20 protein-coding genes are annotated in these 20939 nt (G+C 39.5%); 11 read left to right on the top strand and 9 right to left on the bottom strand.

From position 1 onward, the window contains the following. Nucleotides 1–2 precede the first annotated feature (2 nt). Both I9192_RS05165 and I9192_RS05160 read left to right on the top strand, forming a co-directional pair. Nucleotides 3–380: a hypothetical protein gene (locus tag I9192_RS05165; RefSeq protein ID WP_009585615.1), complete on the top strand. Its 378-nt coding sequence runs from the start codon at nucleotides 3–5 to the stop codon at nucleotides 378–380. A gap of 151 nt (nucleotides 381–531) precedes the next feature. Continuing rightward, nucleotides 532–951 (top strand): hypothetical protein, encoded by a 420-nt coding sequence (locus I9192_RS05160; protein WP_005030765.1) that lies wholly within the window; start codon nucleotides 532–534, stop codon nucleotides 949–951. Nucleotides 952–978: 27 nt separating this feature from the next. Here I9192_RS05160 and I9192_RS05155 read toward each other — a convergent pair whose 3' ends face one another. The 7 genes from I9192_RS05155 to rplU all read right to left on the bottom strand — a co-directional run bounded on the left by I9192_RS05155 (nucleotide 979) and on the right by rplU (nucleotide 6959). Then, nucleotides 979–1458: a tRNA (cytidine(34)-2'-O)-methyltransferase gene (locus I9192_RS05155; RefSeq protein WP_004828225.1), complete on the bottom strand. Its 480-nt coding sequence runs from the start codon at nucleotides 1456–1458 to the stop codon at nucleotides 979–981. 82 nt (nucleotides 1459–1540) lie between these two features. Continuing rightward, nucleotides 1541–2914 carry a siroheme synthase CysG gene (cysG, locus tag I9192_RS05150; RefSeq protein WP_005030766.1) on the bottom strand — a complete coding sequence of 458 codons (1374 nt, stop codon included), beginning with the start codon at nucleotides 2912–2914 and terminating at the stop codon, nucleotides 1541–1543. 81 nt (nucleotides 2915–2995) lie between these two features. After that, complete coding sequence (gene serS, locus I9192_RS05145; protein WP_005030767.1) at nucleotides 2996–4267, bottom strand: serine--tRNA ligase; 1272 nt, start codon at nucleotides 4265–4267, stop codon at nucleotides 2996–2998. Nucleotides 4268–4376: 109 nt separating this feature from the next. Further along, a complete protein-coding gene (locus I9192_RS05140) occupies nucleotides 4377–5204 on the bottom strand; it encodes an RsiV family protein (protein WP_004828217.1) in 828 nt (275 codons plus the stop codon). Nucleotides 5205–5447: 243 nt separating this feature from the next. Further along, nucleotides 5448–6143 (bottom strand): outer membrane lipoprotein chaperone LolA, encoded by a 696-nt coding sequence (lolA, locus tag I9192_RS05135; protein WP_004828215.1) that lies wholly within the window; start codon nucleotides 6141–6143, stop codon nucleotides 5448–5450. A 230-nt stretch (nucleotides 6144–6373) separates the two neighbouring features. Continuing rightward, nucleotides 6374–6628: a 50S ribosomal protein L27 gene (gene rpmA, locus I9192_RS05130; protein WP_004828213.1), complete on the bottom strand. Its 255-nt coding sequence runs from the start codon at nucleotides 6626–6628 to the stop codon at nucleotides 6374–6376. Between the two features lie 19 nt (nucleotides 6629–6647). Then, the gene (rplU, locus tag I9192_RS05125; RefSeq protein WP_004828211.1) at nucleotides 6648–6959 is read right to left on the bottom strand and encodes a 50S ribosomal protein L21; all 312 of its coding nucleotides are present in this window, start codon (nucleotides 6957–6959) and stop codon (nucleotides 6648–6650) included. 419 nt (nucleotides 6960–7378) lie between these two features. Between rplU and sdsA the strand changes: the two genes are divergently transcribed. The 9 genes from sdsA (at nucleotide 7379) to I9192_RS05080 (ending at nucleotide 19239) form a co-directional block, all read left to right on the top strand. Further along, on the top strand, nucleotides 7379–8362 hold the full coding sequence (sdsA, locus tag I9192_RS05120; RefSeq protein WP_005030768.1) for an All-trans-nonaprenyl-diphosphate synthase: 984 nt from the start codon (nucleotides 7379–7381) through the stop codon (nucleotides 8360–8362). A gap of 15 nt (nucleotides 8363–8377) precedes the next feature. Then, nucleotides 8378–10432 carry a site-specific recombinase gene (locus I9192_RS05115; protein WP_026040307.1) on the top strand — a complete coding sequence of 685 codons (2055 nt, stop codon included), beginning with the start codon at nucleotides 8378–8380 and terminating at the stop codon, nucleotides 10430–10432. 158 nt (nucleotides 10433–10590) lie between these two features. Further along, nucleotides 10591–11229 carry a phosphatase PAP2 family protein gene (locus tag I9192_RS05110; protein WP_009585614.1) on the top strand — a complete coding sequence of 213 codons (639 nt, stop codon included), beginning with the start codon at nucleotides 10591–10593 and terminating at the stop codon, nucleotides 11227–11229. Next, nucleotides 11229–12494 carry an efflux RND transporter periplasmic adaptor subunit gene (locus I9192_RS05105; RefSeq protein ID WP_004828204.1) on the top strand — a complete coding sequence of 422 codons (1266 nt, stop codon included), beginning with the start codon at nucleotides 11229–11231 and terminating at the stop codon, nucleotides 12492–12494. The genes I9192_RS05110 and I9192_RS05105 overlap by 1 nt, the downstream gene beginning before the upstream one ends. Nucleotides 12495–12506: 12 nt before the next feature. Continuing rightward, entirely contained in the window at nucleotides 12507–15686 is a 3180-nt protein-coding gene (gene adeJ / locus I9192_RS05100) for a multidrug efflux RND transporter permease subunit AdeJ (protein ID WP_042089340.1), read from the top strand. Then, nucleotides 15686–17140, top strand: a complete 1455-nt coding sequence (gene adeK, locus I9192_RS05095) for a multidrug efflux RND transporter AdeIJK outer membrane channel subunit AdeK (protein ID WP_004828201.1) — start codon at nucleotides 15686–15688, stop codon at nucleotides 17138–17140. Before adeJ ends, adeK begins: the two co-directional genes overlap by 1 nt. A gap of 112 nt (nucleotides 17141–17252) precedes the next feature. Continuing rightward, complete coding sequence (locus I9192_RS05090; RefSeq protein ID WP_004828198.1) at nucleotides 17253–17603, top strand: YbjQ family protein; 351 nt, start codon at nucleotides 17253–17255, stop codon at nucleotides 17601–17603. A gap of 9 nt (nucleotides 17604–17612) precedes the next feature. Continuing rightward, the gene (locus I9192_RS05085) at nucleotides 17613–18041 is read left to right on the top strand and encodes a YbjQ family protein (RefSeq protein ID WP_004828196.1); all 429 of its coding nucleotides are present in this window, start codon (nucleotides 17613–17615) and stop codon (nucleotides 18039–18041) included. A 166-nt stretch (nucleotides 18042–18207) separates the two neighbouring features. Next, nucleotides 18208–19239, top strand: coding sequence for an agmatine deiminase family protein (locus I9192_RS05080; protein ID WP_010590973.1), 1032 nt, complete (start codon nucleotides 18208–18210; stop codon nucleotides 19237–19239). 45 nt (nucleotides 19240–19284) lie between these two features. Here I9192_RS05080 and I9192_RS05075 read toward each other — a convergent pair whose 3' ends face one another. Continuing rightward, nucleotides 19285–20040: a PA3715 family protein gene (locus I9192_RS05075; RefSeq protein WP_005030774.1), complete on the bottom strand. Its 756-nt coding sequence runs from the start codon at nucleotides 20038–20040 to the stop codon at nucleotides 19285–19287. A gap of 86 nt (nucleotides 20041–20126) precedes the next feature. Continuing rightward, nucleotides 20127–20924 carry an SDR family NAD(P)-dependent oxidoreductase gene (locus I9192_RS05070; RefSeq protein ID WP_005030776.1) on the bottom strand — a complete coding sequence of 266 codons (798 nt, stop codon included), beginning with the start codon at nucleotides 20922–20924 and terminating at the stop codon, nucleotides 20127–20129. Nucleotides 20925–20939 lie beyond the last annotated feature (15 nt).

The raw sequence follows: 20939 nt of genomic DNA, 5'->3' as shown, positions 1-20939 counted from the left end.
CAATGAAGATTATATTTTTCTCTATCTTGATCACGATGAGCAATCTCACTTTTGCATCTTATGAAAACTCATGTGATCTTATTGTTAAACTTTTAGAAAATACTTCAACACGTACACTTTATATCAATAGAGATGGACTTGGTGAAATAGAGGAAACATCAATGCATATCAAAGGTGTTGTCAAAAAAGCGCAAGCAGCTGGGCGTGCGGATCAAGGCTGCCAACACTATATTGGTCAAGTTATAGAAGAGAATTTAACAAATTATCCAAATCGCTCAGAACTTAAAAAGGGAGAGAAAATTAAACTGAATATCTTAATCACAGATTACAAAGGAATGTCTAAATCTGAAACTATCACCTATTTAGAAACAAATAAATAAATCTCCAAAAGCTTCTAATAATTTGTATAAAAGCATAAAGTTTATTGGATATGAGTGATTGAAATCGAATCACTTGTATGGATAATCAGGCGGTTTGACTATAGCAATTAAAATCAATCAAACGAAAAGATACTTTTAAAATGAGAAAATTATGAAAATAGTATTGCTATTGATGTTGAGCATAATCACTCATAGTACATATGCTTCTTACATCAACTCTTGCGATTTAGTGGTGAAACTTTTAGAAGATACTACAGTAAAATCTTTTCAAGTCTACAAAGAAGGCTTCATTCCCAATGTGAATGACAAACATCTTATTTCCTTTAAAGGTCTTGTTAAAAAAGCAAGTGTGGCAGATCGTGCAGACAGCGATTGTCAACACTATATGGGCACAGTCTTGAAAAATAGTTTTTTCTATCCCTATGCATCTTTTAAGGCAAAGAAAGGACAAAAGATTAAAATAAATCTGCTAATCAAAGATTTTAGAGAAACCTCTAAATCCGATCAGGTAACATATTCAATTTTAATCACATTACTCGAACCAAAAAGTAAAACAAAGATTATCTTTTGATAAGCCCTCTATAGAACAAGTAAAATTTCACTGAAGCTCTTTAAAATCTTGCTGACGCCATGCTTCATAAAGAATCACCGCAGTCGCATTGGATAAATTTAAACTGCGTGAATTCGGTGCCATAGGTAAACGAATCCAATGTTGCTGAGGAAACATCATTCTGACATCTTCAGGTAAACCACGTGTTTCTGGTCCCATTAGCAAAGCAACAGGACGATTTAAATCCGAGGTATGTGGAGTCTCAGTGCCTTTGGTCGTCAAAGGATAAATCGCATCAAGGTCAATCCCTTGATCCTTTAAATGTACCAAACATTCTGCAAAGTTTTCCCAAACTTTCATATGTGCCCATTCATGATAATCCAAACCAGCACGACGCAACTTCTTATCATCTAGCTCAAAACCCAAAGGTTTGACAAGATGTAATTGTGCACCAGTATTGGCGCATAAACGAATGATATTGCCTGTATTTGCAGGAATTTCAGGTTCGTATAAAACAACATGAATCACGGGAGATCTCTACTTTTCAAAATCCAACCTAAATACTTAAAAAAGAGAATAACTCTTTCATCAACAAAAGATTAGAAAGATTTTATTGCCACTGTAACTGTTCACGCAAACTCACCACTTCACCGATAATGGTCAAAGTAGGTGCTTGTATATGGTTTTCTTCAACTTTTGATGCAATGTCGGCCAAAGTTCCCACCACGACTTTTTGATCAGGTGTCGTACCTTTAGAAATTAAAGCCACTGGCATATTTGGTCGTTGACCATGCGCAATCAGATTTTCACAAATTTTTTCCAATCCAACCAAGCCCATATATAAAACCAGTGTTTGATTTTCATAGACCAACTCACGCCACGGTAACTCAGGTGAACCTTCTTTAAGATGCCCTGTCAAAAACCGCACACTCTGTGCATAATCTCTGTGTGTCAGTGGAATTCCTGCATAAGCAGAACAACCCGATGCTGCTGTTACACCAGGCACGACCTGAAAGGCTATATTTGCAGCGAAAAGCTCTTGGATTTCTTCACCACCACGCCCGAAAATAAATGGATCACCACCTTTCAAACGGCATACACGCTTACCTTCAGCAGCATATTTGACCAACAAAGCGTTGATTCCATCTTGAGGTACTGAATGATTTGATCGTGCTTTACCGACATATATCTTTTCAGCATCACGGCGACATAACTCTAATATGGGCGGTGAAACCAAGCGGTCGTAAATAATCACATCTGCTTGCTGCATGAGTCTCAATGCTTTTAATGTTAAAAGCTCAGGATCACCTGGTCCTGCTCCGACCAAATACACTTCACCTTTTGGCTTTTGCCATTTACCCAAGGCTTGCTCAATCAGGCGATCTGCCTCGATCAAGTTGTCATTAAACACCTGCTCTTTTAAAGGGCTGGCATATAAGTCTTCCCAAAAAATACGACGCTCATCTGGATTGATGATCTGTTCTTTCACTGCTTTACGCCATTTTCCAGAAAAATCAGCAAGCTTCCCCATCCCATGTGGAATAGCAGCTTCAAGTTGAGTGCGAATTTGTCTAGAAAGAACCGGAGAAGCACCATTGGTCGCAATTGAAATAACCAACGGTGAACGATCAATAATGGCAGGCACCATAAAACGACAATGCGGAGGATCATCTACACTATTGACCAATATATTGAGATCTTCACAATGCTCAAAAACAGCTTGGTTTACAGCTTTATCATTGGTTGCCGCAATCACCAAGCGATAATGACTTAGGCTGAGTTGTACATTAAATTTTTCTGGATGATATTGCCCATGCGTCGAATGTACGAGCGCTAAAAGCTCTGCTTCTATGTCAGGGGCAATCACATAAATAACTGCACCCGATTTAGCCAATAATACCGCTTTGCGGTAGGCAATATGCCCACCACCAACAATCAGACAAGGTTGCCCTTGCAATTTTAATGAAATTGGGAAAATTTCCACAGTGTTCCTCAAAAGTTCAAATCTGATTGTACTAAGCAATATTTATGCACATAACTCACACATTGATCAGCAAATCATTGCTTAATCGATGAATGTTGCACCAGCCATGTACGGACGTAATACTTCTGGTACTTCGATAGAGCCATCCGCACGTTGATAATTTTCCATCACCGCCAACAAGGTACGACCCACAGCCAAACCAGAACCATTCAAGGTATGCACCAGTTCAGTTTTCTTTTGGTCTGCACGATAACGAGCCATCATACGACGTGCTTGGAAGTCCCACATATTTGAACAAGAAGAGATCTCACGGTAAGTGTTTTGACTTGGTACCCAAACTTCTAAGTCATAAGTTTTACATGCCCCAAAGCCCATATCTCCGCCACATAAAACGATTTTACGATACGGTAAGCCCAATGCTTGTAAAATACCTTCGGCATGTCCAGTCAACGCTTCCAAAGCATCCATTGAGTCTTCAGGCTTAACGATTTGAACCATTTCAACTTTGTCAAATTGGTGCTGACGAATCAAACCACGAGTATCACGACCATATGAACCTGCTTCACTACGGAAACATGGTGTATGTGCTGCATACTTCAGAGGTAAACGATCAGCATCAATAATCTCATTACGAACAAAGTTGGTTACAGGAACCTCAGCCGTCGGAATCAAATAGTATTCTTTCTCACCTTGTAATTTGAATAAGTCTTCTTCAAATTTAGGTAATTGCCCTGTTCCACGCAATGAATCAGCATTAACAAGATAAGGGACATAAGCTTCGGTATAACCATTTTTAAGCGTATGAGTATCCAACATGAATTGGGTTAACGCACGTTGTAAACGCGCCAAAGGACCTTTGAGCACACTAAAACGTGTACCTGTCAGTTTTGTCGCAGTTTCAAACTCTAAGCCGCCCATCATTTCGCCAAGATCAGTATGATCTTTAATCTCGAAATCAAATTGACGTGGCGTTCCCCATTTCAGGATTTCGACATTATCACTTTCATCTTTACCTTCTGGTACAGACTCATGTGGTAAATTTGGAATAGACATCAATTTTGCTTCAAGCTCAGCCTGAAGTTCATTTAATTCTACTTCAGCTGCTTTGATTTCATCACCAATCGCACCCATACGTGCCATGATTTCAGAAGCATCCCCGCCGGATTTTTTGATTTGACCAACTTGTTTCGCACCCGAATTACGTTCCGCTTGTAAGTTTTCAGTTCTAGACTGAATTTCTTTACGGCGAGCTTCTAGTGATGCCCATTCTTTAACATTCAGTTGCACACCACGTTTTGCCAAGGCTAAATTAACTGCCTCGATATTATTTCGGATTAATTTTGGGTCGATCATAGTCAATCTAAAGTTAAGAAAAAAACTGGCTATAGTGTAAGCTCTTCACTGCAAAAAATACAGTGACAGAGCGTGTTAGCATTGTGAATTGTATGATTTTACAACATATTTATGATGTTGCTGGTTTATCTGTCTCTGCTTCAACCTGAGGTAAACTTGGTAAGTATTCGGGTTTAATCAAATCTTTCGCCGTTTGATACGGTAGTTTTAACTCTGGCATGCCTTCTGCATAAGAGGTTAATTCATACAATGGATAAACAAAGACAATTCCATTTACACCGTAATAATAATTATCGCTCAATTGCAACTTATCACGCGTAATATCTTTTTGAATCAACCAATTAGAGTTAGCATCATAAAGTTGCTCTGCAACTTTGGCTTCGACATTCGGTTTTAAAATATCGGTAAGTGCCAAGCGCTTTTGTGTGCTTAAATCAAAGGTCACATATTCATTATGATACATTCCATGCGCAGCTCCTGCTGCATAGGTATAGGTTTGAATCACAAAAGTGGCTAAATTATTTTGTTGAGAGATAAAACGAACATAAATTGAATTTTGATTGAGCCCTTTTGGAGATGTCTGCGCTTCGCTTTCGGCTGAAGCATGACCTTGGTCTTTCTCAAACGCACCAGGTACATCTTTTTTAATTCGATTTAGAAAATACTCATCAATCCAAGGTACATTGCTTTTTACAGTCTGCAAATCGTATTGAGTACAGCCCTCTTCATCACAGAACTGCTTTTTAATACCATCAACACGTTGAACTTTTGCTTGGATCAATGGAATTTGCGTCGATTTTGCAGTGCTTGTCCCAGTTTGCTCTGCCTGAGGAGCAGGCTTTTCTTGACAACCTGTAGCGATCAGTAAGACTGAAAATAGTGCTGATACAACCAATCCTGTTTTTAAATTCACTTGCATTACCATGTTATAAAGCATAATTAGAGATTTCTTTTATCATAAAACTAGAAATTTCAAATTAATATTCATAATTGTTAATGACCCACATTTTACTCGAAAAATCGCTTTATTTTTTTGATCTCAATCCAACTTAGATAAAGCTCATATATTTCTAAGGTCTCACTTTACAAAGAGCATCACAGCTTATTTATTTTGACTTTGTTTACGCATGAATAAATAAAAAAGCAACCCAAAGGTTGCTTCTTGTTGCAAAAAAATTGCTTATTGATCAATAATATCTGTCCCCTTAGGAGGCACAAAATTAAAAGTTGAAGCAGGAATTGCAGCATTCACATTGACGTTGTTAAAACGTACAGTAGTGGTTTGCCCCAATGAATCTTGCAAGATCATCAGTGTCGGTGCATTTTTAGCCCCAAAACTTATCGTTAAGCTTTGGAAAGCCCCATCTTTTTGCTTAGGATAAAGCGTGTAATAGGTTTTACCTGCATCTGGCTGAGTGATTCGATACGCTTTTTGAATCTGCTGGGTATTTCCACTTAATAACAATGCAGGCGTATTTGCCACTTGCTCATCTAAGCTCTGTCTAACGGCTTGTTGTAGATCAGGATCATAAATCCATACAGTACGTCCAGCAGTCACGATCGTCTGTTTTGCAGGCGTTGTCGTTTCCCAATAGAACTTTCCTGGGCGCTCGACTTTCATCGTCCCTTTAAAGGTCTGGTTCATATGCTGGGCAGTTAAGCCTTTTTTCTGTACAGCTTTACCCGCTTGTGTTGCTTTGGTGGTTTGTTCAAAATTAGCAGTAAAGCTTTTTACGCCACTGAGCTGTTTGACAAGGTTTGCTGTCGCTTGTTGCTCCGACGCAGCAGTCGCTGCAAAAACTGTTGTGCTCATGACTGGCGCAAGCAGAGCTGCACCTACGGCTACTGCACCCATCGTTTTACGAAGCATATTCATATGTTCACCTTTACTATGTCTGCATATAAAACTGCATGCAGGATGTTATTTAGATGACCTATCTTAAACTAAATCATGTCAGTAATAATTGAGAAAATAAGAAGTTTTGTATTGTTATTAGTGCAATATGTAGAAAACTATTCATCATGATGAAGAATAAATTTAATTTTAAGCAACAATTGAACATAAAAAAGCCCGCAATTAAGCGGGCTTTTTCGAACCATTAAAGCTTACACTTCAACAGATACATAGCGACGGCCAAATTGACCTTTCACTTCAAATTTGATTACGCCGTCAGCAGTAGCAAATAAAGTATGGTCACGACCCATACCTACGTTTGCACCAGCGTGGAATTCTGTACCACGTTGACGAACGATAATGTTACCAGCAGTCACAGCTTGACCACCGTACATTTTAACACCTAACATTTTAGGGTTCGAATCACGACCGTTTTTAGTCGAACCACCGGCTTTTTTAGTTGCCATGTCTCTATACTCCTAGTGATTAACCTGCGATCGCAGTAATTTTCAACTCGGTAAACCATTGACGGTGACCTTGTTGCTTACGGTAGTGCTTACGACGACGCATTTTAATAATACGGATTTTGTCATGACGACCGTGACCAACCACTTCTGCAGTTACTTTTGCGCCAGCTACAACTGGAGCACCGATTTGAATGCTTTCGCCATTCACAACCATTAATACATCATCAAATGTAATCGTTGCGCCTGTTTCAGCTTTCAACAATTCAACTTTAAGGGTTTCACCCTCAACAACACGGTGCTGTTTACCACCGCTTTGGATTACTGCGTACATAACGTACTCCAACTTGCCCGTGTCGTCGTGCCGATAAAGGAATATATCGATCTTAAAACGAACGCCACTGGGGGTTATACAAGGGCAAAGATTTTAAGTGATAATGAATTAAACAACAAGTCATTTTCATGAAATATTAACATTGCCTACAAATTAATCGCAATAATCACTTTTTTTTAAGGTTTAGCCCTTGAATATGTGAATTTTTTTATTAAATTGAAATAGATTTTTAAAACAAATCCGCTACTATGTAGCTCAAAACAACAACGTGCAGAATATTTAATGTTTTATGCTTTTTTGGACAATTAAAGAACAAATCATTAAGATTCAGGCACGATGTCTGCTTCCAAAAGCAACATTCAGACATATTCATTGTTACACTAACGACTTATAACGCATTTGCATGAGGCTCCCACCCGATGACCATCGACTTTAAGCAAGATATTCTCGCTCCTGTTGCAACAGACTTTGCTGCGATGGACAAGTTTATTAATGAAGGTATTACCTCAAAAGTTGCTTTGGTGATGGCGGTCAGTAAGCATGTGGTTGAAGCTGGCGGAAAACGTATGCGCCCCATTATGTGTTTACTTGCAGCAAAAGCTTGCGGTGCAACAGACACGCAAATGGAGCCCTACCGTAAACTGGCTGCCATTATTGAAATGTTGCACACGGCAACATTGGTTCACGATGATGTCGTTGATGAGTCAGGTTTGCGTCGTGGTCGTCCAACTGCAAACGCAACATGGAATAACCAAACGGCAGTTTTAGTAGGTGACTTCCTGATTTCACGTGCATTTGACTTGCTGGTTGATCTGGACAATATGGTGTTGTTAAAAGATTTTTCGACAGGAACCTGTGAAATTGCTGAAGGTGAAGTTTTACAACTTCAGGCACAACATCAACCTGAAACCACAGAACAAACATATTTAGATATTATTCACGGTAAAACTTCACGTTTATTTGAATTAGCAACAGAAGGCGCTGCTATTCTTGCTGGTCAACCTCAATATCGTGAGCCACTCCGTCTTTTTGCTGGACATTTTGGCAATGCCTTCCAAATCATCGATGATATTTTAGACTATACCTCTGACGCTGAAACATTAGGTAAAAATATTGGTGATGATTTGATGGAAGGAAAACCAACTTTACCTTTAATCTCTGCTTTAGCGAATACACAAGGCGAAGAACACGAAATTATTCGTAAGAGTATTGCAACTGGCGGGACAGCAGATTTAGAAAGTGTGATTCAAATCGTTCAAACTTCTGGTGCTTTAGATTATTGTAGTCGCCGTGCAAATGAAGAAACACAAGCTGCGATCCAAGCACTGAGTCATTTACCTGAATCTAAATACCGTCAAGCATTGTATAACTTGGCGCAACTTGCCTTACATCGCATTCAATAGAATTTAACAAGGCCTATGCATATACATTTTAATGATCTTTTTCTCCTTATGCAGGAACAACTTGATGATCCCAAAGTTGTTCCAAATCCTGATATTTTAATCGAGCTAGTCAAACGGATCAGACCCAATGACACACGTAACCTAGAAGAAATTGAAAATAAATTCAATTCATTAATTCAATCTCTACTCATTACGCCTAATGCATCTTCAGCATTTCAAGGTTACTTACTCAAGCTAGTCAATCATTACAAACAAGCCGGGCTATATGCGGACAGTGGCATATTATCCTTAGATGGTTTCTGGAATCAGCTTGGGCAACGTATTGGTGCTCACTTTCTTCCTTTATTACCTGATGAAACAGAACTAAAAGATTTAGTCGGTAAGGTTTTTTATCAACGCAGTGATAAATATTGGCTTGAAAATATTGATTCAGCGCATTGGAAACAGTTATTTCAACTTCTTAATCAAGGGCATCGTTATAGCAATGATAAACTTGGTATTAAACGCGATATTATTAAAGCGATTACCGTACTCTCCTACCGTATTAGTGGTATTGGTTTATATCCTGAGTTTATCAATGCTTATCCTGAATTACAGGAATATGAATCTCCATTTTTAGTCCAAAACCGTGAAATCGTTGAGTTTATAGAAGCTTATAAAAAACAACACCGCGATCAGGATCAGTATGCGGTCACTGTTCCACCAGATGCAGATCAAGCCTTGGTGATGATTGAACAGTGTCGTGATGTGGTGTTCAAGGTTCGTCGAGCAATTAAGCGAATTGGTGTCAGTCTAAGTTTGACCTATTTATTGTCACTGCTTGAACAATGTTTGGATCGTATAGAACTGTTATTGAATCTCTTGGTAGAAGATGATCAGATTCGTTATGCATTGTGTGGAGAACTACTGACTGACTTGGTTGATGCGCATTATAGTGAAACGAGTGTTCGTGATTTACTCAAAACCAATAGTGAATTGATTGCTCTACAAGTTACAGAAAATGCCAGCAAAACAGGTGAACATTACGTAAGTACTGATAAAAAAGGCTTCTTGGGTATGTATCAAGCAGCAGCAGGTGCTGGTGTGATCATTGCCACAATGGCAACCCTTAAAATCCTCTCTGCACGTTTAGTGCTCGCGCCTTTTATGCATGCTTTTCTGTATAGCATGAATTATTCACTGGGTTTTATTCTGATTCATGTTTTACACTTTACGGTTGCCACCAAACAACCAGCAATGACTGCTGCAGCACTTGCCTCGACAGTACAGCATCAAAAAGGATCAAAAACGGCACAAATTGCAGAACTTGCAGGTCTGATTATTAATATTATTCGCACTCAGTTTATTGCGATTTTAGGCAATATTTCGATTGCAATACCAACAGCTGCACTCATCACCTATTTATGGCAATTGGCAATGGATGAACCTTTGCTCACACATGCCAAAGCCACGACTTTACTGCATAGCTTGAATCCGTTTACCTCACTTGCCATTCCACATGCAGCAATTGCCGGTGTTTGTTTGTTTTTATCAGGATTAATTGCTGGATATTTCGACAATATGTCGGTTTATCGCAAGGTCGGACCACGCCTGAAAGCTCACACCAAATGGAAGAAATTTTTAGGACAGGAACGACTCAATAAATTTGCGGATTATGTTGAACGCAATTTGGGTGCGCTGGCAGGTAATTTCCTCTTTGGTATCATGCTTGGAAGTATGGGAACCATTGGTTTTATCTTGGGTTTACCTTTAGATATTCGCCATATTGCTTTTGCATCTGCAAACTTTATTCAAGGTTTAATGACGATTAATGGCTCTCCAGATATCGGTTTGATTATCGTTTCTTTTCTGGGTGTTTTATGTATCGGTTTAACCAACTTATTTGTAAGTTTTACTTTAACGATTATCGTTGCACTCAGAGCAAGACAAGTGCGCTTTTCCCAATGGAAACCTTTGGCAAAACTGATATTTACTCATTTTTCAACGCGCCCAATTGATTTTTTCTGGCCACCAAAGCAACCGTTACAGCTTGAAGACGAAGCAACACCACAAAACAAACTAAATCACTAAACTTTTTGTTATTTTTTGTGCAAAATGTCAAATATTTTACAAAAAGAAATTAGTATAAATTACCTAATTTTACTCACTTGAAAAAAAGTGTACTGGCGAGTACACTTCAGTGCATTAAATAAACTTAACGTACATGTTTTTATACTCTAGGTCATTTTATGCCTTATGTATTGCTCCTTATTGGCTGTATAAGTTTACTTATTGGGAGTATTGGTTTAACCATAAACCAAGTACAACTATTTGATTTATCAAGTGTTGTATGGATGAGTTCACACCGTTTAGATTTTTTAAATGGTATTGCGCTTAGCCTATCCTATCTAGGCGGCTTACCGTCAATGATCGTGATTGCAGGGCTATGTAATGTATATTTCATACGCCTAAAACAGTATGCAAACATACTGATGATCAGTATTGGGTTACTTGGTGCTTCAGCGATTGGTTGGATAATTAAATATCTAGTCAATCGCCCACGACCTGATGAAATCTACCAGATGGTGCAAACCTATGGTGCTTCATTTCCCAGTGCTCACAGTATTTATGCTGCTATTGTATGTTGTTCGATTATGTTTATATTTCAAAAGCATCACCACGTTAAATGGATTGGCTTGGCGGGCTTTTTATGGTTTCTAAGCATGGGGGTCTCTAGAATTTATCTGGGAGCACATTTCCCAACTGATGTACTCACTGGATGGGGTATAGGTTTCATATGGGCTGCTATTTTATGGTTCATATTGACACCAGAAACGTTAAGTCAGAACAAATTATTTTTAGATAAGAATCTAAACGAGGTGGAATAATGATGTCGGCAAAGCTTTGGGCTCCTGCCCTTACTGCTTGTGCTCTCGCAACAAGTATTGCACTTGTAGGTTGCAGCAAAGATCCTAAATCAGCACAAGAAGCTGGTGGTGCTGCCCAAAAAATGCCGCCGACTGAAGTTGGTGTCATTGTTGCTCAACCACAAAGCGTTGAACAAACTGTAGAACTTTCTGGTCGTACTTCAGCATATCAAATATCTGAAGTTCGTCCGCAAACAAGTGGTGTGATTTTAAAACGTTTGTTTACAGAAGGTAGTTTTGTTCGTGAAGGTCAACCTCTTTACGAGATTGATTCGAGAGTTAACCGTGCAAACTTAGACAATGCAAAAGCAGCTTTAGTACGTCAGCAAGCGAATTTAAATTCATTACAAGTGAAAGCAAATCGTTATCGCCAACTTGTTGGCATTAACGCCGTGTCTAAACAAGAATATGATGACTTACTTGCTCAAATAAAACTTGCAGAAGCAGATATTGCTGCTTCAAATGCGACTGTTAAAAATGCACAAATTGACCTAGGCTATTCAACTGTTCGTTCGCCTATTTCTGGTCAATCAGGTCGTTCATCTGTTACTGCTGGTGCTTTAGTCACAGCCAATCAGGCAAATGCTTTAGTGACAATTCAACAACTTGATCCAATTTACGTAGACATCAGCCAATCAAGTGCTGAGTTGTTACGTCTACGTCAACAGTTGAGTCAAGGTAGCATTGATCGCAGTAACAACACAAAAGTACGCTTAAAACTTGAAGATGGTAGTTACTACCCTGTCGAAGGAAATCTGGCATTTTCTGACGCAAGTGTAAACCCAGAAACAGGTTCGGTGACCTTACGTGCTGTGTTCTCAAATCCGAATCACTTGTTATTGCCAGGTATGTTTGCCAACGCGCAAATCGTACAGGGTGTGATTCCAAATGCTTACTTGGTTCCGCAAGCTGCGATTACACGTACGCCAACAGGTCAAGCCATTGCAATGATTGTCAATGCAAAAGGTGCTGTTGAAAGTCGTCCAATCACAACTGCAGGTGTTCATGGCAAAGATTGGATCGTCACTCAAGGTTTAAATACAGGTGATAAAGTCATTGTTGATGGTATCGCGAAAGTTAAACCTGAACAGGAAGTGGTTGCTAAACCTTATCAACCACAAGCTGAAGCTCAACCTGGACAAGCTGCGCCTAAACCAGCAACAGCTGCTCAACCTGCGGCTCAGCAAGAAAAAAACAGTGAACAAAAATCTACTTCACATGCTTAAGGGGTAGACTGAATGGCTCAATTCTTTATTCATCGTCCGATTTTTGCATGGGTAATTGCATTAGTCATTATGTTAGCGGGTGTACTCACGCTGACAAAAATGCCCATTGCACAATATCCGACGATTGCACCACCGACTGTCACCATTTCTGCGACATATCCAGGTGCATCTGCTGAAACTGTTGAGAATACAGTTACACAGATTATCGAACAACAAATGAATGGCTTGGATGGCTTACGTTACATCTCATCTAACAGTGCGGGTAACGGTCAGGCTTCAATCCAATTAAACTTTGAACAAGGTGTCGATCCAGATATCGCCCAAGTTCAAGTACAAAACAAATTACAGTCAGCAACTGCGCTTTTGCCTGAAGATGTACAACGTCAAGGTGTGAAAGTGACCAAGTCTGGCGCAAGTTTCTTACAGGTACTTGCATTCTATTCTACAGAAGACAGCCTTTCTGCAAATGACATTAAGGACTATGTAAACTCAAACATTTCAGAACCATTAAGCCGTGTGGCGGGTGTGGGTGAAGTGCAAGTGTTTGGTGGTTCATATGCGATGCGTATTTGGCTTGATCCTGCAAAATTAACCAGTTTAGGGCTTACACCGAGTGATGTTGCAGCAGCAATTCGTGCACAAAACTCACAGGTTGCTGTAGGTCAATTAGGTGGTGCGCCATCTGTTGACGGGCAAGTGTTGAACGCAACGGTTAATGCGCAAAGCATGTTGACCACACCTGAACAGTTTAAAAACATCTTCTTGAAAAACACCAGTGACGGTGCTCAAGTACGTTTAGGTGATGTTGCTCGTGTTGAATTAGGTGCGGACAACTATCAGTTTGACTCGAAGTACAATGGTAAACCTGCTGGCGGTGTTGCAATTAAACTTGCGACGGGTGCCAATGCATTAGATACAGCGAAAGCAGTTGAAGCACGTTTGGTTGATTTACGTAAGAACTACCCTGCTGGCATGAAAGATGAATTGGCATTTGATACCACGCCATTTATTCAACTGTCGATTGAAAGTGTGGTTCATACCTTAATCGAAGCGGTTATTCTTGTATTCTTTGTCATGTTCTTGTTCTTACAGAACTGGCGTGCAACGATTATTCCAACAATGGCTGTTCCAGTGGTTGTGTTGGGTACCTTTGCCATCATCAATCTATTTGGATTCTCAATCAATACACTGACCATGTTTGCGATGGTTCTGGCGATTGGTCTCTTGGTGGATGATGCCATCGTTGTGGTCGAAAACGTTGAACGGGTCATGCAGGAAGATCATTTAGATCCAGTCACTGCCACAGAACTTTCAATGAAACAGATTTCTGGTGCATTGGTAGGTATTACCTCAGTATTGACTGCTGTATTCGTTCCAATGGCATTCTTTGGGGGTACAACAGGTGTAATTTATCGACAATTCTCGATCACGCTCGTGACTGCGATGGTGCTTTCATTAATTGTTGCTTTAACATTTACGCCTGCACTGTGTGCGACTATTTTGAAACAGCATGATCCAAACAAAGAACAAAGCAATAACATCTTTGCACGTTTCTTCCGTTGGTTTAACAATGCTTTTGATCGTACTGCGGAAAAATACCAAAATGGTGTAAACCGCATGACTCACCATAAAATATTCTCAGGAATTATTTATGCTGTTGTCGTTGGTGTATTGGTCACTGTATTTATCAAAATGCCGTCTTCATTCTTACCTGAAGAAGATCAGGGTATTGTCATGACCTTGGTACAATTACCACCAAATGCAACCTTGGATCGTACTGGTAAAACCATTGATACCATGACCAACTATTTCTTAAATAAAGAAAAAGATTCAGTTAAATCTGTATTTAGTGTGGCTGGTTTCTCCTTCACTGGGGTCGGTCAAAATGCGGGGCTTGCTTTCATTCGTTTGAAAGATTGGGAAGAACGTACAACACCTGAACAACAGATTGGTGCAGTCATTCAACGTGGTATGGCACTCAACATGATCATCAAAGATGCGTCATATGTTATGCCACTGCAATTGCCTGCAATGCCTGAATTAGGTGTAACTGCTGGTTTTAACTTGCAGTTAAAAGATCCAGGTGGTCAAGGTCATGACAAACTGATTGCTGCTCGTAATGCGATCTTGGGCATGGCGTCACAAGACAAACGTCTTGTCGGTGTACGACCAAATGGTCAAGAAGATACGCCTCAGTATCAAATCACAATCGACCAAGCGCAAGCAGGTGCGATGGGTGTAAGCATTGCTGATATCAACTCAACCATGAGCATGGCTTGGGGTGGTTCTTATATCAATGACTTCGTTGACCGTGGTCGTGTGAAGAAAGTTTATGTCCAAGGTGATGCGAATGCTCGTATGATGCCTGAGGACTTAAACAAATGGTATGTGCGTAATAGCAAAGGTGAAATGGTTCCATTCTCTGCTTTTGCAACAGGTAAATGGACTTATGGTTCACCTCGTCTAGAACGTTACAATGGTGTTGCCTCTGTCAACATTCAAGGTACGCCTGCCCCTGGTGTCAGCTCTGGTGATGCGATGGCAGCAATGGAAGAAATCATTGCCAAATTACCATCTATGGGCTTGTCAGGTTATGACTATGAATGGACAGGTTTATCATTAGAAGAACGTGAGTCTGGCGCTCAAGCACCATTCTTGTATGCGCTTTCATTATTGATTGTATTCTTGTGTCTTGCAGCACTCTATGAAAGCTGGTCGATTCCATTCTCAGTATTACTTGTGGTTCCATTAGGTGTATTGGGTGCGGTGTTATTGACATATTTCGGTATGATCATTAAAGGTGATCCAAATCTTTCCAATAACATTTACTTCCAAGTGGCACTCATTGCAGTCATCGGTTTGTCTGCGAAGAATGCGATTTTGATTGTAGAATTTGCGAAAGAGTTGCAAGAAAAAGGCGAAGAGCTGTTTGAAGCTACATTGCATGCTGCAAAAATGCGTTTACGTCCAATCATTATGACAACTTTGGCGTTTGGTTTCGGTGTACTCCCTCTTGCTCTGTCAACAGGTGCAGGCGCTGGTAGCCAACACTCAGTCGGATATGGTGTATTGGGTGGTGTGATTAGTTCAACACTTTTAGGTATCTTCTTTATTCCTGTATTCTTCGTATGGATTCGTAGTATCTTTAAGTACAAACCTAAAAATCAAAATATTCAGGAGCATAAATCGTGATGCAAAACGTATGGTCTATTTCAGGTCGTAGCATTGCGGTATCTGCACTTGCGCTTGCTTTGACAGCTTGTCAAAGCATGCGTGGCCCAGAACCGGTAGCTCAAGCGAACATACCTACGAGTTATATTGATAATGGCACGGGTACGTCCATTGCTTCACAAGGCTATAAAGAGTTTTTTGCAGATCAACGCTTGCTTCAAGTGCTCGATCTTGCTTTAGCCAACAACCGTGATTTACGTACAGCAACATTGAATATTCAACGTGCACAACAAGCTTATCAAATCACTGAAAACAATCAGTTACCTACGATTGGTGCAAGTGGCGGTGTTTTACGTCAAGACCAAGGCATGGGTGCTCAGACACGTTATAACGTTGGTCTAGGTGTAACTTCTTATGAGTTGGACTTTTGGGGTCGTGTAAAAAGTTTAAAAGACAATGCACTAGATACTTATCTATCGACTGCAAGTGCACGTGATGCAACGCAAATCAGCTTAATAGGTCAAGTTGCACAGGCTTGGTTAAATTATTCTTTTGCGACAGCACAACTTAAACTGGCTGACCAAACACTCAAAGCGCAACTCGATTCTTACAATCTCAACAAAAAACGTTTTGATGTGGGTATTGACAGTGAAGTTCCTGTTCGTCAGGCACAGATCTCCGTTGAAACTGCTCGTAATGATGTTGCGAACTATAAGACACAAATTGCTCAAGCTCAAAACTTGTTGAACTTACTTGTTGGACAAACAGTTCCTGATAATTTGCTGCCTAAACAACGTGTAACACGTATTACCACAAATTCAGCATTTGCTGCTGGCTTGCCAAGTGACTTGTTGAACAACCGTCCTGATGTTAAAGCAGCAGAATATAAACTTTCAGCTGCGGGTGCGAATATTGGTGCTGCTAAAGCACGTTTATTCCCAACCATTAGCTTGACGGGTTCTGCGGGTTATGCGTCGACGGATTTAAGTGATTTGTTTAAATCTGGCTCATTCGTATGGTCTTTAGGTCCTAGCCTTGATATTCCACTATGGGATTGGGGTACTCGTAAAGCGAACATTAAAATTTCAGAAACAGATCAACAAATTGCGTTGTCTGATTATGAAAAATCTGTTCAATCTGCTTTCCGTGAAGTGAATGATGCTTTAGCGACACGTCAAAATATTGGTGATCGTCTATCTGCACAGAAACGTTTGGTTGATGCGACCAATACGACCTATAAACTTTCAAATGCCCGCTTCCGTGCAGGTATTGACAGTTTCTTATCGGTATTAGATGCGCAACGTACTTCATATTCTGCTGAACAAGGTTTGTTACTTTTAGAACAAGCCAATTTAAACAATCAAATTGAAGTGTATAAAACCTTAGGTGGTGGTCTGAAAGCCAATACTTCAGATCAAATTGCACAGCCTGCTTCTTCGTCTGAATTGAAATACCATCCAAACGATAAAAAGTAAGTAAAATCAAATTGATCATAAAAGCTCACTTCGGTGGGCTTTTTTTTATTGCATTTTGAAGCAGAATTTTCTATGTTGGAAACAAATCATCATTATTGAATATTGAAAAACAATGAAATTAAGCAATTTGGAAACTGTTCCTGCCCACAATATTAAGCAACAACTTGATGTGGTTTACGGAAGTACTGTTCGAAGCAAGCATGTCGGTCGTGATTTGATGGCTGGTTTAAAAAATATTGTGGGCGGTGAACTGAAAGGCTATACCGAATTATTAGAAGAATCGCGCCAAGAAGCCATGAATCGAATGATTGAAAAAGCACAAGCTTTGGGTGCCAATGCTATTGTGGGGATTCGTTTTTCCACCTCAAATATTGCACAAGGGGCATCAGAACTTTTTGTTTATGGTACAGCAGTAATTGTTGAGCCAAAGCAAACACAACTTCCCGACCCATTTTCAAATTAGGCAACGTAAATGGATGGTTTAATTTTTAAAATCGGATTAACACTGGTTCTGTTTTTTATTGGATGGGGCTTCGGGCGATTCATTGAACAAAAGCATCTAAAGGAATTGGCGGAAAAAGAACAACGCCTTGCGCATATTCGTATTGATACCAATAAGTTTCAGACTTCTGAACGTCAAGGGCAATTGATCAGTAGTAATGTGGTCATTTCTCATGATTACTTTAAATACATCATTGCACAAATTCAGAATTTTTTTGGTGGACGTTTAACCACTTATGAAACTGTAGTTGATCGTGCACGGCGCGAAGCAATTGTACGTTTAAAACAAGAAGCTGAGAATGTAGGATCAACCCATATTATGGGCTTACGTTTAAGTACAACCGAGCTCGGCATGCAAGGTGGCATGGTTGAAGTGTTTGCTTATGGTACGGCAACATAATAATTGTATGTGTTTAAACATCGATCATTCGTTTTCATAAATGAATGATCTTGATTTACTTCAGCCAGCCAGATCATGATAATCTCAGGATTGATTCAACTGTTATATCCTAGATTTGGTCGTAAAAAAACTACAACTTTTTAATGATGCACATAGGCTTGGCTTAATGAAAAATTTAGCACTGCAACTTAGCATAGGATTGATCACCATGCTTCCATTGAGCATAAAAGCAGAATTAATTGTACTTGCCTCACCACAAAGCCATGATAAATATTATTCAAAAGTCATCGATGACATTTTTGATTTTCATGTCGATTATGCGAAAAAAATTATTCAACATGGTGATAATGTTGTAATTTTAACCGATCAACAGCTTTATCCAAATTATGTCAAAGCTTTGGGAAAACAGCATGTTGCTATAGCGCCAATGCAAGATATTTGGATGCGTGATTTTAGTAGTGCTAATCCCAATCAACCTATTCTTTTTCGTTATACAGCAGCAGGACAAGGTGGAGGCAAAAAAGCTCAAGCCATTTCCGATGATGTTCAAGCAGACTTTAAAGCATATAGTCAAAAAGCAGGACTGCAATTTATCCAAACTCCATTACTGAACGATGGCGGTAATTGGGTTGAAGATGGTTATGGGAATGTGGTGATCAGCACTAAATTTTTATCTGATAATCATTTATCTGAAACTGCTGCACGGCAAAAACTCATTCAACTGACGGGTGCAAAACATATTGCATTTATTGAAGCAGATGAACAAGGTGGCTTAGAACATGCAGATGGAGTAGTCAGCTTTATCGAAAAAGAAACAGTTGTCATCAACGCATATCCAGAAGATCTTGACTATTCGAAACAACTCAAAGCAGATTTGCAACGAGGTATTCCCAATATCAAGATTCATGAGATTGTGACGCCTTATGATGGCAGCCAAATTTACGATGAAAAATTTGGTTCCGCTTGTGGCTTATATACCAATATGCTGGTAACTCCTGAACGGATTTATTTTCCACAATTTGGGATCAAACAGGATGCTGTTGCACTGCAACAGATTCGCCGACTGACCAAACGAACCGTTATTCCTGTGCAATCCGCTCAAGTCTGCAAAATGGGTGGTGGTGTTCGGTGTATGTCATGGCAGTTGAGAGGAAAAAATGCGGAATTGATGTCTAAATTTTTAATCAAAGCACCTTAACGCTTAACCAAGACTACAGACCATAAACTAAGATCTACCTTGTTGTTAATATTGATATTCATCTTTATAACTTTGAGGAATTTGATATTGATTGCCATCAAATTTTAATGTGAAACGTTGTTGGTTGAATTGATGATTCACCTCTTGGCATTCCTCAGCGACTATTTGCATCTGATAACGTTTAATTTTGCTATTGACCAGAATGTCGGTATATTTTTTGGTTTGATTTTTCTGCATCACTAGCGTAGAAGTACGCTCTTCTGCATCCGCATTACAATCCATATCTGTTTCTGCACGATCTCGGGTGACAATCAAACTGTCCAAAATTTGCTTTTTATTTTGCAGATCATATAAATTTAAAAGTTGCATGGAAAATGGATTGGGCTGTGAATGCCCTGAATAATTCAATCTCAATCCCAATGCACGATTTGATTCAGTGACTTTATAATTTGCTGTATCCAACTCAATTGAATCCAAACTAATTGCATCAGAAACCATAGGTTCAGTAACACGATAATGATCTACAACCTTTAAGTTTTCAGGCTTAAACTTGATTAAATCCAAATAATATTCACCTTCTTCTGGACGATCTTTAACAGAAATCCACTGAGCATAAGCCATAATCATCGTTGAATCATCAACAGGGTCAGATTTACAGTGAATCAATGACTGTTCAGCCTTCGTAATTTTGGCTTGTTTCAAGACCTTGTTGACCACTTGATGATCATCACACAGACCAGCATAAGCAGCGCCACTTAAAACAAAAGATAAGCCACTTATTTTAAATATAATTTTTTGCATGCGTATCTCATATAACATAAGTGTATGGACAGATATTTATAGATAGATCAATTGCTACTAGATGTATTTAAATAAAGTAGCTTCAATTACTTCACTTTCATCTTGCGGATCATCTTATACAAAGTTTTAGGAGACAAGCGAGATACCCACACCCCCAACTTTTCTTTAGCTCCACCGACTACAATATATTCTTGACCATTTAAAAGTGCTGAAACAGTTTGCTTTGCAAAATCATCAGCTTCCAAGCCATTTTCAATTGCTTCATCTTGATGTGCTTGTGGCTTACCTGCCCCATTTAAAGCATTAAATGAAACGTTGGTTTTCACAAAACCAGGGAAAATCACCGAAACTTTTACCCCATCCTGCGCCACTTCAGCCCGTAGACTGTTTGCCCACATATGAATAGCCGCCTTTGCCGCGGAGTATGTTGCACGATATTGTGTTCCTAACAGCCCAGCAACACTTGAGACATAAGCAATTCGTCCTGATTTTTGAGCAATAAATGTAGGTAATACCAATTTAGTCAAAAAAACTTGTGAAAAATAATCAATTTCCATGATTGCACGTTCGGTCTGCATACTGGTTTCTGTAATCAATGCTCTTTGACTTAAACCGGCATTATTGATCAACAAATCTATACACCCTTTTTGATCAAGGACCTGTTCATAAGCATGACGAACTTGTGCTTCATCAGTAATATCCATTACTACGGAAAGATGATGATCAGGGTGAAGCAAACTCACACGAACTTTTTCCAGCTCTTCCAAACGTCTTGCACTTAAGATCACCTGCGCACCCTGCAATGCACATTCCGCAGCTAAAGCTTTACCAATACCTGATGATGCACCCGTAATCCAAACCACCTTTCCATCTAAACTTTCCATGTAAATACGCTCTTG

Source organism: Acinetobacter bereziniae, from assembly GCF_016576965.1.
In the GTDB taxonomy this organism is placed as follows: Bacteria; Pseudomonadota; Gammaproteobacteria; order Pseudomonadales; family Moraxellaceae; genus Acinetobacter; species Acinetobacter bereziniae.
This window is presented reverse-complemented; position numbering and strand designations above follow the sequence as displayed.

Excerpts from the sequence above, each read along its gene's own strand:
- I9192_RS05165 (WP_009585615.1), top strand. The coding sequence starts at position 3 with ATGAAGATTATATTTTTCTCTATCTTGATCACGATGAGCAATCTCACT.
- I9192_RS05160 (WP_005030765.1), top strand. The coding sequence starts at position 532 with ATGAAAATAGTATTGCTATTGATGTTGAGCATAATCACTCATAGTACA.
- serS (WP_005030767.1), bottom strand. The coding sequence starts at position 4,267 with ATGATCGACCCAAAATTAATCCGAAATAATATCGAGGCAGTTAATTTA.
- I9192_RS05140 (WP_004828217.1), bottom strand. The coding sequence starts at position 5,204 with ATGCTTTATAACATGGTAATGCAAGTGAATTTAAAAACAGGATTGGTT.
- lolA (WP_004828215.1), bottom strand. The coding sequence starts at position 6,143 with ATGAATATGCTTCGTAAAACGATGGGTGCAGTAGCCGTAGGTGCAGCT.
- rpmA (WP_004828213.1), bottom strand. The coding sequence starts at position 6,628 with ATGGCAACTAAAAAAGCCGGTGGTTCGACTAAAAACGGTCGTGATTCG.
- rplU (WP_004828211.1), bottom strand. The coding sequence starts at position 6,959 with ATGTACGCAGTAATCCAAAGCGGTGGTAAACAGCACCGTGTTGTTGAG.
- sdsA (WP_005030768.1), top strand. The coding sequence starts at position 7,379 with ATGACCATCGACTTTAAGCAAGATATTCTCGCTCCTGTTGCAACAGAC.
- I9192_RS05115 (WP_026040307.1), top strand. The coding sequence starts at position 8,378 with ATGCATATACATTTTAATGATCTTTTTCTCCTTATGCAGGAACAACTT.
- I9192_RS05110 (WP_009585614.1), top strand. The coding sequence starts at position 10,591 with ATGCCTTATGTATTGCTCCTTATTGGCTGTATAAGTTTACTTATTGGG.
- I9192_RS05105 (WP_004828204.1), top strand. The coding sequence starts at position 11,229 with ATGATGTCGGCAAAGCTTTGGGCTCCTGCCCTTACTGCTTGTGCTCTC.
- adeJ (WP_042089340.1), top strand. The coding sequence starts at position 12,507 with ATGGCTCAATTCTTTATTCATCGTCCGATTTTTGCATGGGTAATTGCA.
- adeK (WP_004828201.1), top strand. The coding sequence starts at position 15,686 with ATGCAAAACGTATGGTCTATTTCAGGTCGTAGCATTGCGGTATCTGCA.
- I9192_RS05090 (WP_004828198.1), top strand. The coding sequence starts at position 17,253 with ATGAAATTAAGCAATTTGGAAACTGTTCCTGCCCACAATATTAAGCAA.
- I9192_RS05085 (WP_004828196.1), top strand. The coding sequence starts at position 17,613 with ATGGATGGTTTAATTTTTAAAATCGGATTAACACTGGTTCTGTTTTTT.
- I9192_RS05080 (WP_010590973.1), top strand. The coding sequence starts at position 18,208 with ATGAAAAATTTAGCACTGCAACTTAGCATAGGATTGATCACCATGCTT.
- I9192_RS05075 (WP_005030774.1), bottom strand. The coding sequence starts at position 20,040 with ATGCAAAAAATTATATTTAAAATAAGTGGCTTATCTTTTGTTTTAAGT.
- I9192_RS05070 (WP_005030776.1), bottom strand. The coding sequence starts at position 20,924 with ATGGAAAGTTTAGATGGAAAGGTGGTTTGGATTACGGGTGCATCATCA.